At 64.4% G+C, this 17,458-nt stretch carries 14 protein-coding genes and 1 tRNA gene; 7 read left to right on the top strand and 8 right to left on the bottom strand.

The window, feature by feature from the left end; genetic code table 11:
- Positions 1–175: 175 nt before the first annotated feature.
- Together DCO57_RS11910 and ppk2 are read right to left on the bottom strand one after the other, a co-directional pair.
- Complete coding sequence (locus DCO57_RS11910) at positions 176–1,183, bottom strand: Gfo/Idh/MocA family oxidoreductase (RefSeq protein WP_116699113.1); 1,008 nt, start codon at positions 1,181–1,183, stop codon at positions 176–178.
- A gap of 156 nt (positions 1,184–1,339) precedes the next feature.
- Positions 1,340–2,248, bottom strand: a complete 909-nt coding sequence (gene ppk2, locus DCO57_RS11905; RefSeq protein ID WP_116699112.1) for a polyphosphate kinase 2 — start codon at positions 2,246–2,248, stop codon at positions 1,340–1,342.
- A 179-nt stretch (positions 2,249–2,427) separates the two neighbouring features.
- On the opposite strand from ppk2, the gene DCO57_RS11900 reads away from it, so the two are divergent.
- The 6 genes from DCO57_RS11900 (at position 2,428) to DCO57_RS11875 (ending at position 10,101) form a co-directional block, all read left to right on the top strand.
- Entirely contained in the window at positions 2,428–3,114 is a 687-nt protein-coding gene (locus DCO57_RS11900) for a TetR/AcrR family transcriptional regulator (RefSeq protein WP_116699111.1), read from the top strand.
- A complete protein-coding gene (locus DCO57_RS11895; RefSeq protein ID WP_116699110.1) occupies positions 3,111–4,718 on the top strand; it encodes a carboxyl transferase domain-containing protein in 1,608 nt (535 codons plus the stop codon). The genes DCO57_RS11900 and DCO57_RS11895 overlap by 4 nt, the downstream gene beginning before the upstream one ends.
- Before the next feature lie 11 nt (positions 4,719–4,729).
- Entirely contained in the window at positions 4,730–6,727 is a 1,998-nt protein-coding gene (locus tag DCO57_RS11890) for an acetyl/propionyl/methylcrotonyl-CoA carboxylase subunit alpha (protein WP_116699109.1), read from the top strand.
- A complete protein-coding gene (locus tag DCO57_RS11885; RefSeq protein ID WP_116699108.1) occupies positions 6,714–8,345 on the top strand; it encodes an acyl-CoA synthetase in 1,632 nt (543 codons plus the stop codon). The genes DCO57_RS11890 and DCO57_RS11885 overlap by 14 nt, the downstream gene beginning before the upstream one ends.
- Before the next feature lie 110 nt (positions 8,346–8,455).
- Entirely contained in the window at positions 8,456–9,316 is an 861-nt protein-coding gene (locus tag DCO57_RS11880) for a hydroxymethylglutaryl-CoA lyase (protein WP_116699107.1), read from the top strand.
- The gene (locus DCO57_RS11875) at positions 9,313–10,101 is read left to right on the top strand and encodes a crotonase/enoyl-CoA hydratase family protein (protein ID WP_116699106.1); all 789 of its coding nucleotides are present in this window, start codon (positions 9,313–9,315) and stop codon (positions 10,099–10,101) included. The genes DCO57_RS11880 and DCO57_RS11875 overlap by 4 nt, the downstream gene beginning before the upstream one ends.
- A gap of 104 nt (positions 10,102–10,205) precedes the next feature.
- Here the strand turns inward: DCO57_RS11875 and DCO57_RS11870 are convergent, their stop codons facing one another.
- The 4 genes from DCO57_RS11870 to DCO57_RS11855 all read right to left on the bottom strand — a co-directional run bounded on the left by DCO57_RS11870 (position 10,206) and on the right by DCO57_RS11855 (position 15,017).
- Complete coding sequence (locus DCO57_RS11870; protein WP_208977911.1) at positions 10,206–11,030, bottom strand: hypothetical protein; 825 nt, start codon at positions 11,028–11,030, stop codon at positions 10,206–10,208.
- A gap of 234 nt (positions 11,031–11,264) precedes the next feature.
- Positions 11,265–11,340, bottom strand: a tRNA-Thr gene (locus DCO57_RS11865).
- Between the two features lie 313 nt (positions 11,341–11,653).
- Complete coding sequence (locus DCO57_RS11860; protein WP_116699105.1) at positions 11,654–13,534, bottom strand: heme biosynthesis HemY N-terminal domain-containing protein; 1,881 nt, start codon at positions 13,532–13,534, stop codon at positions 11,654–11,656.
- Between the two features lie 127 nt (positions 13,535–13,661).
- Positions 13,662–15,017: a hypothetical protein gene (locus DCO57_RS11855; RefSeq protein ID WP_208977910.1), complete on the bottom strand. Its 1,356-nt coding sequence runs from the start codon at positions 15,015–15,017 to the stop codon at positions 13,662–13,664.
- Here DCO57_RS11855 and DCO57_RS11850 point away from each other — a divergent pair.
- Positions 14,998–15,735, top strand: a complete 738-nt coding sequence (locus tag DCO57_RS11850; protein ID WP_133192663.1) for a hypothetical protein — start codon at positions 14,998–15,000, stop codon at positions 15,733–15,735. The two genes, DCO57_RS11855 and DCO57_RS11850, sit on opposite strands and share 20 nt — an antisense overlap.
- Here DCO57_RS11850 and DCO57_RS11845 read toward each other — a convergent pair.
- Both DCO57_RS11845 and hemC read right to left on the bottom strand, forming a co-directional pair.
- Positions 15,721–16,437 (bottom strand): uroporphyrinogen-III synthase, encoded by a 717-nt coding sequence (locus tag DCO57_RS11845; protein WP_116699103.1) that lies wholly within the window; start codon positions 16,435–16,437, stop codon positions 15,721–15,723. The two genes, DCO57_RS11850 and DCO57_RS11845, sit on opposite strands and share 15 nt — an antisense overlap.
- Positions 16,438–16,439: 2 nt before the next feature.
- Positions 16,440–17,366 carry a hydroxymethylbilane synthase gene (gene hemC, locus DCO57_RS11840; RefSeq protein ID WP_116699102.1) on the bottom strand — a complete coding sequence of 309 codons (927 nt, stop codon included), beginning with the start codon at positions 17,364–17,366 and terminating at the stop codon, positions 16,440–16,442.
- Positions 17,367–17,458: the final 92 nt, after the last annotated feature.

The raw sequence follows: 17,458 nt of genomic DNA, 5'->3' as shown, positions 1-17,458 counted from the left end.
AATAATCGCATCCATAGCATTAATCACAATAAAATCTGGCCATTTCATTCATCAACATTAACAATCTCGGGTCAGATCACCTGCATTCATAACAAACAGCAAGCGGGGCGAGCAGATCTGACCGGCACGCGCAAATCGTGACAAGCGGGGCGCACAGGCGCCCCGCTTGTCACGGTCATTTTACCGCAACCCAGCCGCCCTGCGCGGCGGACGCAAACAGGGCATCAAGCACCTTCATGTTGCGGACCGCATCCTCGGCCCCATAGGGCAAGGGTACATCTCCCCTGATCGCCCGGCCGAAGACATCGGCCAGCTCGGCATACTGGTCGCAGGCCGCGATGGTCTCGGAGCGCATGGCCCCGTCCCCGAGAATCGATCCGTCGTCGAGACGGATCGTGACGGCCTCGCCCTGCGGGGCGTTCACGGGAATGACGATCTCAAGACGTTTTTTCGTCCCCACAAGCTGAAACCGCTGATAGGGCGCAAGCTGGGTCGACACGACGAAATTCAGGTGGCGGCCCTGACCGAAATCCAGCAGAGCACTGGTCGTGCGGTCTGTGCCGAACTCGGGATCCCTGTCGATCAGCGACACGACGCGCTCCGGCTCGCCGTCGAAGAAATAGCGCCCCGCCAGCATCGTGTAGCAACCGATGTCATAGAGCGCACCACCGCCTATGTCCGCCATGTTGCGGATATTGGCCGGATCGTCGTTGAAATAGCTGAAGAAGGCCTGGATCGCCTTCAGGTCGCCCAGCTCTCCGGAACGGACGATCTCCCGGGCGCGGATCCATTGCGGATGCGCGCGCACCATGAAGTTTTCCGCCACGAGCCTGTCCCGGGGCAGATCGAGAAGCTGCTCGGCCTCCTGCGCGGTCAGGGCAATGGGCTTTTCGCACAGGACATGCTTGCCTGCCTCGACAGCCTGAATGGTCACCGGCACATGCAGATGATTAGGAAGCGGATTGTAGATGGCATCGATTTCCGGATCGGCCAGCAACTCTTCATAGGAACCGTAGGCCTTGCCTATTCCCAGCTTTCCGGCAGCGTCCTCCGCCCTGGCCCTGTCGCGGGAGGCAATGGCATGGGCGACGCCGGTTTGCGAGCGCTGGATGCCCGGAATAACCTTTTCGATCCCGATCCTTGCGGTCGAAACAATCCCCCAGCGGATTTTCGTGCTGTCCATAGTGACTTCCTCCCACTTTTTTTGAGGCACGTCCCTCAGATGGCATGAAACCCGGTGCCCGACAAGGGTCGACACGCCCGCAGCGGGCCGCCCTGTTGCCGCGCTTCACCGATCCTCAACGCGGGAAAGAGGCCCGGTCTTTTCCCGGCCGATGCCTCAGAACTTCTGGGGAACGTAAAGATGCTCGGGCAGAACCTTGCGCTCGTAATCCGGATTGAAGCGCCGTTCCGGCAGGGTGATCGGCTCGTGCGGCACTTCCTCGTAAGGCAGCATCGACAGAAGATGGCTGATGCAATTGAGACGCGCCTGCTTCTTGTCGTTGCCTTCCACGATGAACCACGGCGCTTCGGGAATATTCGTCCGCTCGAAGGTTTCTTCCTTGGCCTTGGTATAGTCTTCCCAGCGCACGCGGGATTCCAGGTCCATCGGCGACAGCTTCCACTGCTTCAGCGGATCGTGGATACGCATCAGGAAGCGCAGCTGCTGCTCTTCGTCCGTGATGGAGAACCAGTATTTGACCAGCTTGATGCCGGAGCGCACGAGCATCCGTTCGAACTCCGGAACGTCATGAAAGAACTGCGCCACCTGATCCTCGGAGGCGAACCCCATGACCCGCTCGACACCCGAACGGTTGTACCAGGACCGGTCAAACAGCACGATTTCACCCGCTGCCGGCAGATGCGGCACATAGCGCTGGAAGTACCACTGGCTCTTCTCGCGCTCCGACGGCGCCGGCAGGGCAACGACACGGGCGACACGCGGATTGAGGCGCTGGGTAATGCGCTTGATCACGCCGCCCTTGCCGGCCGCGTCCCGGCCTTCGAAAATGACGACAATCTTTTCTCCCGTGTGCTGCACCCAGTCCTGAAGCTTGACCAGCTCGGACTGCAGACGCAGCAACTCGTGAAAATAGGTGCTCCGGTCGACCGGCGACTTGTGCCTCTTGTCGGAAATGAACGCCAGATCCTTGGCGATCAGATTGTCGTCGATCTCCATTTCCAGTTCTTCGTCGAGACTGTCCGCCCATTCGGCCTCGACCCAGGTCTTCGCGCTATCGTCGCTCATCGATTGTTCCTTTTGAAAAACAGGAGGCTTCATCCCTCTGACTGTGAACAGCTTAACCATGAAAGTTTTTTGACAATTCCCAAAGTTCGCCGCCGATATGTCGTAGCGGAACGAATTCACATCGAAACCTCCTTGCAAATGAACGAACGTTCATTTACTTTTCTTCCCGGGAGGACAGGATGGCGACCAGCGCAGCGAAAACCCCCGCCCGGTCAGCGGACGGCGGACAGGCCGAATCTCAGGACCGGCAGCGGACCAGGCCTCTGGCGCGCGCCAAGGGGCAGGAAACCGCCGGACGCGTCCGCAAGGCCGCCCTGAAGCGCTTTGCCGAGTCCGGCTATGCCGCCGTTTCCATGCGCGAGATCGCCACCGATGTCGGCGTCCGCCCCGGGGCTCTCTACAACCACTTCCCGACCAAGCAGGATATCCTGAAGGACCTGATGCTTTCCCATATGGCCGACCTCCTGGCGGCCTGGGAGACGACGGATCTTTCTCCGGACATGGATCCGCTCGAACGCTTCGTGCGCTTTCACATCCGCTATCACCTGGAACGGACGGATGAGGTGTTCATCTCCTACATGGAGCTGCGCAACCTGGAGCCGGAAAATTTCCGCCTCGTCGAGGCCGAGCGACGCCGCTACGAAGCCCTTCTGACCGGCATTCTGGAAACCGGCAGATCGGCCGGCCGCTATGCCGTCAACGACCCGAAAGTCACGACCCGTGCGATCATCGCCATGCTGACCGGCATCCCGGCCTGGTATCGCGAAGGCGGCCGCCTGTCGGAACGGGACATCGAAGAGCTGTATCTTGACCTGGTGCGCAAGGCCGTCGCACCGGAAAGTCCACATGGAGAGCGGATGACATGAGCATCCTGAAATCGAGCCTGTCGCCGAAAAGCGACCAGTTTGCCGCCAACAGGGCCGCCCATGAGGCGGCCATGGACACGGTGAAGGCAGCCGCCCGGACCGCTCTTGACGGCGGCGGCGAGACCGCCCGCCAGCGCCATGTCTCGCGCGGCAAGATCCTGCCGCGCGAACGGGTGTCGCGCCTCCTCGATCCCGGCTCGCCGTTTCTCGAGGTCGGCATGCTCGCCGCCCATGAGATGTATGACGGCGCCGCGCCTTCCGCCGGCATGATCGCCGGCATCGGCCGGGTGGAAGGCCAGGAGGTGATGATCCTGGCCAATGACGCCACCGTCAAGGGCGGCACCTACTATCCCATGTCGGTCAAGAAGCACCTGCGCGCCCAGGAAATCGCCGCGGAGAACAATCTTCCCTGCATCTATCTGGTCGACAGCGGCGGCGCCAACCTGCCCAACCAGGACGAGGTCTTTCCCGACCGCGACCATTTCGGGCGGATTTTCTACAATCAGGCCAACATGTCGGCGAAGGGCATTGCCCAGATCGCCGTGGTGATGGGGTCCTGCACCGCCGGCGGTGCCTATGTTCCGGCCATGTCCGACGAGACCATCATCGTCAGGAACCAGGGAACGATCTTTCTCGCCGGCCCGCCCCTGGTAAAGGCCGCCACGGGAGAGGAAGTGAGCGCGGAAGACCTCGGCGGCGGCGATGTGCACACGCGCCTGTCCGGTGTCGCCGATCATCTCGCCCGCGACGATGCCCATGCGCTTGCCCTCGCCCGCCGCTCCATCGCCAGCCTCAACCGGACCAAGTCCACGTCGCTTGCGTTGCAGACCCCGGAAGACCCGCTGTACGATCCGGACGAAATCCTCGGCGTGGTTCCCGCCGATCTGAAGACCCCCTATGACATCCGCGAGGTGATCGCCCGCGTCGTCGACGGGTCGCGCTTCGACGAATTCAAGGCGCGCTACGGCACGACGCTCGTCTGCGGCTTCGCCCACATTCACGGCATGCCTGTCGGCATCGTTGCCAACAATGGCGTGCTGTTCTCCGAAAGCGCGGTCAAGGGCGCCCATTTCGTCGAGCTCTGCTCCCAGCGCAAGGTGCCGCTCGTCTTCCTGCAGAACATCACCGGTTTCATGGTCGGGCAGAAATACGAAAGCGGCGGCATCGCCAAGGACGGCGCCAAGCTGGTCACCGCCGTCGCCACCACTTCGGTTCCCAAGATCACCATGCTGGTCGGCGGCTCCTTCGGTGCCGGCAACTACGGCATGTGCGGCCGTGCCTTCGGCCCGCGCTTCCTGTGGACCTGGCCCAATTCGCGCATATCCGTCATGGGCGGCGAACAGGCTGCCGGCGTTCTGGCCACCGTCCGCCGCGACGGTATCGAGCGCAAGGGCGGGTCCTGGCCGGCGGAAGAAGAAGAGGCCTTCAAGCAGCCGATCGTCGACCAGTTCGAGGAACAGGGCCACCCACTCTACGCCACCGCCCGCCTGTGGGACGACGGCATCGTCGACCCGCGCAAGACCCGCGACATTCTCGGCCTGTCCCTGTCGGCGGCGCTCAACGCGCCGATAGAAGACACCCGCTTCGGCCTGTTCAGGATGTGAGGAGAAAACGGATGTTCAACAAGATCCTCATCGCCAACCGGGGCGAAATCGCCTGCCGGGTCATGGCAACAGCGAAAAGACTGGGTATCGGCACGGTGGCCATCTATTCCGACGCCGATGCCGGGGCGAAACACGTCGCCATGGCCGACGAGGCCTACCGCATCGGCCCCGCCCCCGCAGCCGAAAGCTATCTGAAGGCCGACCGGATCATCGAGGCCTGCCGGCGCAGCGGCGCGCAGGCCGTGCATCCGGGCTACGGCTTCCTGTCGGAAAATCCGGATTTCGTCGACGCGCTGGACCAGGCAGGCATCGCCTTCATCGGCCCCAGCGCCTCCTCCATCCGTGCGATGGGCCTGAAGGATGCCGCCAAGGCCCTGATGCAGAAAGCCGGCGTTCCGGTCGTGCCCGGCTATCACGGCGACAACCAGGAAGCCGACTTCCTGAAACTCCAGGCCGGGCGGATCGGCTATCCGGTTCTGATCAAGGCACGCGCCGGCGGCGGCGGCAAGGGCATGCGCCGGGTCGATGCCCCGCAGGATTTCGCCGAGGCCCTCAGAGGCGCGAAGCGCGAGGGCGAGGCAAGCTTCGGCGACGGACGGGTGCTGATCGAGAAATATCTGACCATGCCGCGTCATATCGAGATCCAGGTGTTCGGCGACAGCCACGGCAATGCGGTGCATCTGTTCGAGCGCGACTGCTCGCTGCAGCGCCGCCACCAGAAGGTGATCGAGGAGGCGCCCGCGCCCGGCATGCCGGAAGACATGCGCAACGCCATGGGCGAGGCGGCCGTGACGGCAGCCAGGGCCATCGACTACTGCGGCGCGGGCACCATCGAGTTCATCGCCGACGTCTCCGAGGGTCTTCGGGCGGACCGCTTCTACTTCATGGAAATGAACACCCGCCTGCAGGTGGAACATCCCGTCACCGAGATGATCACCGGCGAGGATCTGGTCGAATGGCAGCTCCGGGTCGCCTCCGGAGAGATCCTGCCGAAGACCCAGGAAGAGCTGTCCTTCAGCGGCTGGGCGTTCGAGGCCCGCCTCTATGCCGAGGACGCACCGAAAGGCTTCCTGCCCGCCATCGGCACGCTGGACCACCTCTCCCTTCCCGAGGACACGGCCAGGATCGACAGCGGCGTGCGGGCCGGTGACGAAATCACTCCCTTCTACGACCCGATGATCGCCAAGGTGATCGTGCACGGCCCCACCCGCGAGGCCGCCCTCGGCAAGCTGCTCGCCAGCCTCGAGAAAACGGAAGTGGCCGGCTGCGTCACCAACGCTGCATTCCTGGCCGCACTGTGCCGCCATGAAGGCTTTGCCCGCGGCGAGGTCGACACCGGCCTGATCGGCCGGGATCTGGACGACCTCGTCGGCGAGCCGGCGATTCCTGAAGATGCCATCGCCATGGCCGCGCTCACCGCGCTCGGCCTGACCAGGCCGACCGCAGGCACGGATCCATTCGAGACCCTGGCCGGATGGCGGATCTGGAGCGCCTCACGGCAGTTCGCGCTGCTGGAAATCGCGGGCGAGCGGCGGGATGTGGAAGTTCACGCCCTGGCGCCCCGCCGCTTCGCGGTTCACCTGGAAAACGGCATTCGCGAATATGCCCTTATCGAAGCGACAGACGGCGCCTGCACCTATGAGTGCGACGGCCACCGCGCCCGCGCGGTCGTGGTCAAGGGTCGAAAGGGGCTGACCGTCTTCCTGAACGGCCATGCCTTCCCCTTTGCCCTGCCCGATGCGCTCGGCGCCGATGAAGATGCCGCCACTGCCGGCGACCAGCTCATCGCGCCGATGCCGGGCCTGGTGAAGGTGCTCACCGCCAGGACGGGCGACACGGTCACCAAGGACCAGCCGCTGCTGATCCTGGAAGCCATGAAGATGGAACACACGCTGAAGGCCCCCCGCGACGGGGTGATCGGCGAAGTACTCGTCGCCGAAGGCGAACAGGTGACCGACGGCACCATTCTTCTCGCTCTTGCGCAGGAGTCCACCGATGCTGCCGCCTGACACCGCAAGCTACGAGGACATGGTGGCGAAATTCGCCTGGCACATCCCCGAGCGGTTCAACATCGGCGTCGCCATCTGCGACGCCTGGGCCGAAAGGGACCCGGACCGTGAAGCCCTGGTCTATGCGCAGGAAGACGGCGACACCGTCAGCTATTCCTATGACGATCTGAAGCGGCAATCGAACCGGCTCGCCAATCTTCTGGCTGCCCGGGGCATCCGGCCCGGCGATCGGGTCGGCGTGCTGATGCCGCAAAGGCCGGAAACCGCCATTGCCCATATCGCCGCCCTGAAACTCGGCGCCATCACCATTCCTCTGTTCACCCTCTTCGGCGAGGAGGCGCTGGAATACCGCCTCAACGATTCCGGCGCGAAGGCGGTGATCACCGATGCCGGCGGCGCGGCAAAACTTCACGGAATCAGGTCCGGGCTTCCGGGCCTGACGACCGTCTTCTGCGCCGACGGCGAAAGCCCGGGCGCGGAGGATCTGGCCGCACATATGGCCGGCCACGAGGAAAGCTTCCGGCCCTTCGACACGGGTCCCGACGACCCGGCGATCATCATCTATACCTCCGGCACCACCGGCCAGCCTAAAGGCGCCCTGCACGGCCACCGGGTGCTGCTCGGCCATCTGCCGGGCGTGGAGATGAGCCACGACTTTCTCGGCCAGCCCGGCGACCGCATCTGGACGCCCGCCGACTGGGCCTGGATCGGCGGCATTCTGGACGTGCTGATGCCCGCCCTTTATCTCGGCGTGCCGGTGGTCGCCTGCCGGTTCCGGAAATTCACCGCCGAGGCCGCTTTCCAGCTGCTTCAGGACCAGAAGATCCGCAACAGCTTCCTGCCGCCGACCGCGCTCAAGATGATGCGCCAGGTAGCCGATCCCGAGACACGCTGGAACCTGAACCTGCGCTCGGTCGCCTCGGGCGGCGAAACACTCGGCGCCGAACTGATCGGCTGGGGCCGCAGGACCTTCGGACTGACAATCAACGAGTTCTATGGCCAGACCGAATGCAACATGATCGTCTCCAGCTGTTCCAGCCTCATGGAGGCCCGTCCGGGCATCATGGGCAGACCGGTCCCCGGACACCGGGTCAGTGTCGTCAGCGACGCCGGAGAGGAACTGCCCGCGGGTACCCAGGGCAACATTGCCGTCCGGTCCCCCGACCCGCTGATGTTTCTCGGGTACTGGAACAACACGGACGCCACGAAAAGGAAGTTCGCCGGCGACTGGCTGTTGACCGGCGACACCGGTCTGCGCGATGAAGACGGCTGGATACGCTTCGTGGGACGCGATGATGATGTCATCACCTCTTCCGGCTACCGTATCGGCCCGGGCGAGATCGAGGACTGCCTGATCAAGCACCCGGCCGTCGCGATGGCCGGGGTGATCGGCAAGCCGGACGCCCGGCGCACGGAAATCGTCAAGGCCTATGTAGTGCTCAAAGGCGGAATCGAGCCCTCGGAGGACCTGGCCGAGGACATCGCCGGCTTCGTCAAGACCCGCCTGGCCGCCCATGAATATCCGCGCGAGGTCGAATTTGTCGACGCCCTGCCGCTGACCACCACGGGCAAGGTCATCCGCGGCGACCTCAGGGCCCGCGCCGAACGCGAAGCATGAACGGGTAGTCCTTCCCTCCAGGAAGGGCCCCCGGCGTTCCTGCCCCTGTTGTCATCGCCGCTCACGCGGCAATGACGGACCACACAACGGTAACCTCAATGAGGAAAGACATGTCCGACTTCGTCACCATATTCGAGATGGGTCCGCGCGACGGCCTGCAGAACGAAAAGCAGTTCGTGCCGACAGCGCGGAAGATCGAACTGGTGGACCAGCTGTCGAAATGCGGTTTCCGCAAGATCGAGGTCACCAGCTTCGTCAGCCCGAAGTGGGTACCGCAGATGGCCGACGCCCAGGAAGTCATGGAAGGCATCTACCGGCATCCGTCCGTAAGCTATGCGGCCCTCACGCCTAACGTCAAAGGCTTCACCGCGGCCCGCAAGGCCTCCGCCGACGAGGTCGCCATCTTCGGGTCCGCCTCCGAAGGGTTTTCCAAAAAGAACATCAATTGCTCCATTGCCGAGAGCATCGAGCGTTTCCGCCCGCTTCTGGAAAAGGCCCGCGAGGACCATATCCCTGTGCGCGGGTATGTCTCCTGCGTCACGGACTGCCCCTATGACGGGCCGACCCCGCCGGAGAAAGTCGCCGAGGTCGCAAGGCTTCTGCTGGACATCGGCTGCTACGAGATCTCCCTGGGAGACACGATCGGCACCGGCACGCCGGAGACCGTCGCCGCCATGCTGGATGCGGTGCTTGACGCCGTGCCCGCCGAGCGGCTGGCGGGCCATTATCACGACACGAGAGGCCGGGCGCTGGAGAACATTACGGTCAGCCTGGAAAAGGGGCTGCGCACATTCGACAGCGCCGTCGGCGGTCTGGGCGGCTGCCCCTATGCGCCGGGCGCCAAGGGAAATGTCGCCACCGAAGCGGTGCTTGACCTGATGGCCGACAAGGGCTTCGAAACCGGGATCGACCGGGACGCGGTCCGCCAGGTCGCGGCCTTCGCGAAAAGCCTGCGGAGCGTGGACGCGTGACCTGTGAGACGATCCTCCTTTCGATCGACCCGCGCGGCGTCGCGACGCTCACGCTGAACCGGCCGGAGAAACACAATTCCATGTCGGCCAGGATGATCGGCGAGCTGACGGCCGCCGCCAGAGATCTCGGCGCCGATCCATCGGTCCGCGCTGTCATCCTGACCGGCGCAGGGGCGAGCTTCTGCGCCGGAGGCGATCTCGGCTGGATGCGCGAGCAGTTCGAGGCCGGCCGCGAGACCCGCATGGCCGAGGCCCGCAAGCTGGCCCTGATGCTGAAGGCCCTCAACGAACTGCCCAAACCTCTGATCGGCCGCGTCCAGGGACAGGCCTTCGGCGGCGGCATCGGCATGATGAGCGTCTGCGACAGCGTTGTGGCCGTGGACAGCGCCAAATTCGGCCTGACGGAAGTCCGTCTCGGCCTGATTCCGGCGACGATCAGCCCCTATGTTCTGGCTCGCATGGGAGAAGGCAAGGCACGGCGCGTGTTCATGTCCGCCAGGATATTCGGCGCAGCGGAAGCACGGGATCTCGATCTTGTCGCAAGGGTGGTGTCCCCTGACGGGCTCGATGACGCCGTGGAGCAGGAAATCAGGCCCTATCTTGCCGCCGCCCCTGCCGCCGTCGCCGCCTCCAAGGCACTTGCCAGAACCCTCGGCCCGGCCATCACGGACGACGTCATCGAGGACACCATCCGCCGCCTTGCCGACACCTGGGAAACCCAGGAGGCGAGGGAGGGCATATCCGCCTTCCTCGAAAAGCGCAAACCGGACTGGGTAGAAAAATAAGGAGTTGCGCGGATCCGCTCATGCCGGAAAGCTTCGGGACCCGCCCATGCGACTGACGGACAAACCCTGCCGGCGGCAGTTTCAGTGCGCCGGAACCGGCCCGCTCATTGTCCGGCGGTCCGCCTGGCGTGCTCGATCAGCGCGGCAATGCGCGCGACTTTCTTTTCCTCGGGCGGTTGCGGCAGGTCCAGCTCCCCGCCATACATGCGTTCACGGCGCTGGCGGATCTTCCGCCGCTGCAATTCGCTGATCCCCTCCGGCAGATCCATGCCCGCCCGATCGATGTCGATCAGGATGCGCTGCAGATCGGGGACGAGCTCGGAGGAAATCGTGAAGCGGGCACCGTCCCGCCGCCTGAAGACAAGCGTCTTCGTGCTCTCCTCGCCGTTCAGAAGCACCGCGGAGCGCATACCGCTGGATCCGATGGTGGCCTGAAACCAGGCCGCCAGACCCGGCGCCTCCCACAGGCGGATCTCCATCCTGGAGAGTTCCTCAAAGAGAACACGCACCCGCAGGCCGAACTGGGTGAATTCGAAGCCATTGGCGAAGAACCGCACCCAGGAGGTTTCCTGGCGTACGGCAACCGTGAAGAAAACCAGCGAGGCGGCGGCAGGCACAAGGCAGAAGAGCGCCAGAAGGGCAAGACCACCGGTGGCAACCCCCATGCCGATAAAGGCGAGCGGAAACAGGAGGATGCCGAGCGTGAAGCCGATGAGATCCAGGATGATCATCGGGGGGCGCGACACCGGGCGGATCGCCCCGGAGGGAACATTGGGCCGGGGCAGCGCGGCATAGATGCCGGCGGCGGCCACCAGACACAGAAGGCTGCTCAGCAACGACATGAAGAAATATCCGCCGACGACTGCAAGCACAGCGAGGCTCAACGGAACGAGCCGCCGGATAAATTCAAGTTTTGCCGTTTTGCCCACACCGCTCTCCATGCATTCAAACAGGGGAACATTCTTGAAATCAGGAAGAATTGCTGATTCTTTCATTGAATCAACTTGGGCGCCTTAAATCAAGCAACCGTTTCGGCAATCCAGAATCAAAGTAACCAACCCGAAAATCCGGATCGTAAAAACACATTGTAAAATATGTCAGGAATAACGAAACCGGGCCGACGCAGCGATCAGGTCGCCCGAGAAGCAGTTGCCTATGAGGAGTGGTGCCGCTTGCAGGACTCGAACCTGCGACCCCATCATTACGAATGATGTGCTCTACCACCTGAGCTAAAGCGGCGATCTGCCTGAACGGACAAGCAAAGCGCGATACGGCGCGTATCCCGACATCTGCCGGGTGCGCCGCTAATTACCGGAGCTTGGCGCCGGATGCAAGAGGTTAGCGACAAGTTCTGCGCAGGATATTACATCTTCCCCGCCGCAGCCCGCCTGCCCGTACCATCTGGAGCAAATGCCGGCCGGATTTGTGCTGGGCACCGTCCTCTTTTCCGCACGGTCCGGAACGGAAGACAATGGACAGGCCCCGACCCCGGGGCCGGGACAGCATCATGCCTGCGGAGGCGAGCACCGCGAAATCCGCAGGGATCGAAATCCTAGTTGAAGAACCGGGGTCGCGGCTTTTTATCCCCTGTTCCCTCGTCGTCGTCCTCCGGCCCCGGATCGTCCGGCATCCGGCTCAGGGGGAACTCGATCGGGCCGTTCAGGTTCTCCTTGCCGGGTGTCGGATTCGTTTCCACCGGCCTGTTTTCGCCCGCGACCTTCTTGCCGGAAGGCACCACCGGCTTGTCCGCGACGGGAACCGCACTGGAGGCGGCAACCTCCTGCGCGGCAGCTTCCGGCTCGGGTTTTCCCGCGTCGGCAGCTTTTTCCGCGGCTTTCGGAGCCTCCGGCAGGTCCTTCAGCGGAGGAGTGAGGCCGACGTCGTCCGTGGTTCCTTCGGGCCCCATCCTGCCATCCTTGTCCGGCGCGGCCTTGACCGCTTCCCTCGAAGCGTCGGCCGCCTGCGCGTCCCCGGCACTGGCAACAGGCTCCCGAGCGACCGGTTCGGGCGTGAGATCCACCGTCTTCGGATCGTCACCGGATGTATCCACACCGGCAGGGGAAGGCTCGGCGGACGCTGCCGCCACCGTCGCGGCGGGCAGGGCCGGAGCTTCGAAGGCACTGTCTTCCAGAAGACCGCCGTCTTCGTCCGACAGACCGCCCGGCGACATCCACCTGAAGGCGTCCAGCTTGCCGGTGACCGGGGAAACGGCCTGCCATTCGGCCGAGACGATCCCGTCCGCCACCCAGGCCTTGTCGAGCGGCGCCTTGACGGCCCGCGCGAGCCAGTCGCGCATCCGGCCACTGTCGCCATGTTCGGCTTCCTCGACCTCCGCCATCAGCAGGAAGGCCTTGCGGGACGGTTCGGACTGGAGAACCTTTTTCAGTTGCGCCCTGGCCTCATCGAATTCCCGTGCCTCCAGCGCCGCCTGGGCAACCGCCAGCGCGCCTTCAGGCGTGTTGGCCCGCTGTGCCGACAGCGACCTGACCCGTTTCAGCCGATCGACGGCGGAATCACCCGTACGCACATGGGCATAGGTCTCCGCAAGTTCGGGATGCGGAAACAGCCGCCAGGTCGTCTCCAGCACTTTCGACGCCTTGCGGATATCGCCGCGGCGCGTTGCGAGACGGGAGGTCAGCACCGCAGCGGGCACGAGATCCAGCGCCAGGCCGTGCGCCTCCTTGGCGAGCGAATAGGCCCGTTCCGGCTCGCCGTCTTCCAGCTTTTGCGCCAGGGCGGTCAGAATGACGGCCCGCTGACGGCGATAGGTCTTCTTGTCGAGCATCTTGGCGGCGTAATTGCGCTCGAGCGTCTTGAGCGCCTCGTCCCAGTGATGAGCCACCGCCTGATAGCCGAGCACCGCCTTGCCCGCCCATTCCAGACCCGGCGAGGTTTTCATCGCTTCCTCGGCATAGTGACGGGCGGCCACGGGCTCCCCGTGACGTTCCGCTTCCACGAAGAGGCCGTGCAGGCCCAGTGCCCTGGTCTGCGGATCTTCCAGCATCGCCTCGAACCGGCCGCGCGCCTCGTCGTCCTTGCCGGCAAGCTGCGCCGTCTGGGCCAGCAGAAGCTTTGCCGCCGGTTCTTCCGACAGCAGCCTGTCCGCTTCCAGAGCATGGCGGCGCGCCTGCTTGGAATTGCCTGTTCCCAGCGCGATCAGCCCCTGGGACAGGGCCTGATAGCCCTTGTCCTTCCGGCGGCGCTGGAAAAACCGGCTGGCGATCTGCGGGGACTTCAGGATCACGCGGATGACCCAGACCACCACGAGGAGAATCGCCAGCAGGACACCGGCGATAACGGCAACGACCGCCGGCGGCTGTTCCCAGACATAGCCGTTCCAGCTGATCGAGATCATGCCCGGCACGTCCGACAGCCAGGCGAAACCCGATGCAACGGCAAACAGCAGCACGATAAAGAGAAGGACGCGGATCATTCAGTTCGCTCCCAAGGGTTGCCGGTCCTGACCGGCCCAAATTCGTCCGCAGTGTCCGGCGTTCGGGCGAACGCGGGACGGTTACTGCGGCATCTCACAACCCGTCAGCCGGCAAACCGGCCGCCGGTCAACTGTCTTTTTTCGCGGCCAGCGCGTTCAGCACTTCCTGCGAGGCCTTTTCGGTGAGCGCATTCACCTCGACACGCGCCTCGGCCCGCGCCGCCCACTCGGCCGCAGCGGCCTGAGCCGATTCCGGCAGGGTCCTGTAGGCAGCCAGCGCCGCGCTCAAATCGCCATCGGAGACGGCATTTTCCATCCGCCGCAAGGCGGCTTCCGGCCCGGAGCCGTCCGCATCGCCCGGTCCGCGGACCGCAACCAGCGACTTCGCGCTGGCCAGGAGACTGTCCAGCATGTCCGCCGAGCGGTCGGGCTCGGCAAAGGTCTGATAGACCTTGCGCGCCACTGCCGGGAACTGCGCGATCAGCACGGCGACCGGTTCGACGCCGGTCTCCGCATAGGTTTCCAGCGCCTTCAGGTCCATATCCGCGGGCAGACCGGCCTTGACCGCAGCCAGCTCGGTTGTATAGGGGCGGCCGGAATCGACCGCCGACTTGAGCGCCGAGACCGACAGCGCGCGTGCGGCCACCTCCCGCGCCGTGGCATCGCCCATGGTCGCTTCCACCTTGGCCAGCCGCGTGGACAGTCCATCCAGCTCGGCCCGGATGGCCTCCAGCGCCGCAGTGTTCGCCGCGCCGACGGACTTGATGTCCGCGGAAAGGCTTGAAAGGGTTTCCGTGGCCCGCGCCTGACTGTCGGCAAGGGTTTTCAGCGACACATCCGACGTCGACACCGCCGTCTGCGCCGCCTTGGCCGTCGCCTCGGTGTTCTGCAGCCGTGTCTGCAGCGTGTCGAGCGTGCTCTTCAGGTCATCCAGACGCGTCTCGATCCCCGTGACGGAGCCGGACAGCTTGTCGGCTTCCGACGTGGCGGAGGTTGTTTCGCTTTCCAGTTTGGCAAGGCGCGTTTCCAGAGAGGTCAGGTCCACCGTCCCCTGGCTTTTCGCTGCTGCTTCCAGGGCCGCCAGCCGGCTTTCCAGCGGCGCGAGATCGGCCGGGGCGCCCTCCCCGGAGCCGCCTGTCCCGGAAGCCACGCTGCTGCGCAGGTCGGCGATCTCTTTCTGCAGTGTCTCGATGGTGGCGGAGACGTCGGACGGTGCCGCCGAGACCGCTTCCTGCAACTGCGATTCGAGACTGGAGATCTTTGTTTCCAGGGTCGCAACGGCCTTGGCCGGGTCCTGACCGCTGACGGTCGAGGTCACATTGGCCAGCTTGCTCTCCAGATCGGCAATCTTGCGTTCGGCCGACGAAAGTGCGCTCGTCACCTGCTGGTTCTGTTCCGGCGACAGCTTGACGAGCCCGGCCTGATACAGGCCGAACCCGCCTCCAAGCACCAGCACGCCACCGATGACCGCCGCAATCAGCACGCCGAAAGCGCCGACACCGCCGCCTTCCGCCGCCGCCGGAGGATTGGAAAAGCTGGTCGAACCGGTCGGACGGGAACTTGCACCCGAGGCCGTGCCGGTGGAAGACGCAGGTTTCGAGGCCGTCCCGGACGCGCTCGACGCGGTTCCGGAAGCCGAACTTGCGGATGATGCGGAAGTGGAAGTACCGGAAGCTGAGGACGAAACGGAGGATGAGGGTCTGGCACCGGGAGTGCTCCCCGTCGTGCTCCGTCCGGCAGAACTTCCCGCGGTTCCCGTTCCCGTCACGCCCGGTTTCGCGGATGCCGCGGAAGATCCTGAAGGCGGGACGGATGTCGTACCCGAAGAGGTGGCAGAGCTTCCCGGCCGCGGCGATTTTCCGGATCCTGCCTGGGAAGATCCCCCGGGAGAGGCTGCGCCCGGTTTCGGGCTCACCTTTTCCGCCGCAAGATCAATCGTGACCGGCCGCTTGGATGCACCTGGAGACGCGGATGTCGTGTCCGGCTTGCCCGGAGATCCGCTTCCGCCCGAAGAGGATGTCCCGCCAGAAGATTTTTTGTCCGTCGTCATCTGCACTTCTCCCGAACCTGCCCCGGCCCCGGAACCGTCAGCTCCAAGACCTTTACTATACACGCCTCTTTGCGAAGCGGTACTGCCGCGGCAAAGACTTTTCCGCGCCGCAATAGAAGGACTCCCCCGGATCTGGTTAACACTCCGCTAAGACCAGATCCAGAAGCGCCGTTTCACAAGGTGCCTGCGCGACACGCACCTGCGCGGCCTCTCGCATGGGCGCCGCTGCATGCGACGAAATGGCGTAGACCTTCAGTCCCGGAATTTTGGCTCCCAGACCTGCGGAATGCAACGCGGCCACCAGCGTTTCCGCCGTGCGCCTCGAATAGACCAGCACGCCGTCATAGGCGGCAAGAGAGAGGGCCCTCACAACCTCGGACGGCAATTTTTCCATCGGATCCATCCGGTAGACAACCCGGGTGCGACAGGCCAGAGCGCCGGTTTTCAGGACACGCTCCAGATCCCCCGACCGGTCCTGCGCTGCGGGATAGAAGACCGCACCCGGCCCGAGCCCGGCCCGTTCGCGAAGAATGAGCCTGCCCAGGGCCGCGAAATCTCCTCCTGCGGAACGCACATCCGCGAATCCCGCCCGCCTGCAGGCTTCCGCCGTCGCCGCTCCCACGGTGAAAACGGGAAGATCCAGAAGCTCGGCAAGCTGAGGATGCCCGGCCAGAACGGACACTGCCCGCCGGCTTGAAAACGCCACGGCACAAACGCCGGACAGATCGAGAGGTGCCGGTGGTGAAACCTGAAAGTCCAGAAGCGGTGCCTCATCCGCGACGTGACCGGCCGCCCGCAGCTTGTCCGCAGTTCGCTTGCAGTCGGGCTGAGGCCTGGTCACCAGAAAGCGCATGGTCAGTGATCCTGAAAAAATCCCGGTCCCATCAGGGCTTTCAGGGTTTCCCCGGCCGATATGCCGATCTCGACCGCACTGGCCGGCGCTCCGCTTCCGGAGGTCACATGCGCTTCCGTGCCATTCGGCTTCAGCACGATGCCCCTGAAATGCAGCAGTCCGTCCCGCAGGGTCGCCAGTCCGCCGATGGGCGTGCGGCAGGAGCCGTCGAGAACGGCCAGAAAGGCCCGTTCGGCGTCCAGCCTGACCTGGGTGTCCGGATCGTGAATCGGCGCGAGCATTGCGCGCGTGTCGTCGTCATCGGTCCGGCTTTCGATACAGATCGCCCCCTGCCCCACGGCAGGCAGGAAATCGTCGACTTCCAACAGGCTGGTGATTTCGCTTTCCAGTCCGAGCCGTCTCAGGCCGGCAGCGGCCAGAAGCGTCGCATCCACCTCGCCCTCGGCCAGCTTGCGCAACCGGGTCTGCAGGTTGCCGCGATACATCACGACCTCGATGTCGGGCCGCAGCCGCTTGATCATCGCCTGCCGGCGCAGGGAACTGGACCCGACCACCGCGCCCTGCGGCAGGTCCACCAGCGTTTTCGCCCGGGGAGAGAGAAAGGCATCGCGCACGTCCTCGCGCGGCAGAAAGGCGGTCAGTTCAAGACCGGTCGGCAGAACCGTCGGCATGTCCTTGGAGGAATGGACGGCGATGTCGATCCGCCCGCCCAGAAGCGCCTCCTCGATCTCCTTGGTGAAGAGCCCCTTCCCGCCGACTTCCGACAGGGGCCGGTCCTGGATGCGGTCTCCGGATGTCTTGATGACGACGATCTCGAAAGCGTCCTCGGCGAGACCATGGGCTGTCATCAGCCTGTCGCGGGTTTCTTCAGCCTGCGCCAGCGCCAGCGCGCTGCCTCTCGTGCCGATGCGCAAAGGATTTGATTGCAAGGTTTACCGTCCGGATGTTACGCCCGGCATGAAATGCGCCGGGAAACTGATTTGCTTCGTTGAGATGTCCTAGCACAGGCCAGCACCGCAAG

Origin of the sequence: Labrenzia sp. 011 (genome assembly GCF_003075075.1) — a bacterium.
Taxonomy (GTDB): domain Bacteria; phylum Pseudomonadota; class Alphaproteobacteria; order Rhizobiales; family Stappiaceae; genus Roseibium.
Note: the sequence above shows the minus strand (reverse complement) of the source record. Positions and strands in the feature narration are given on the sequence as shown.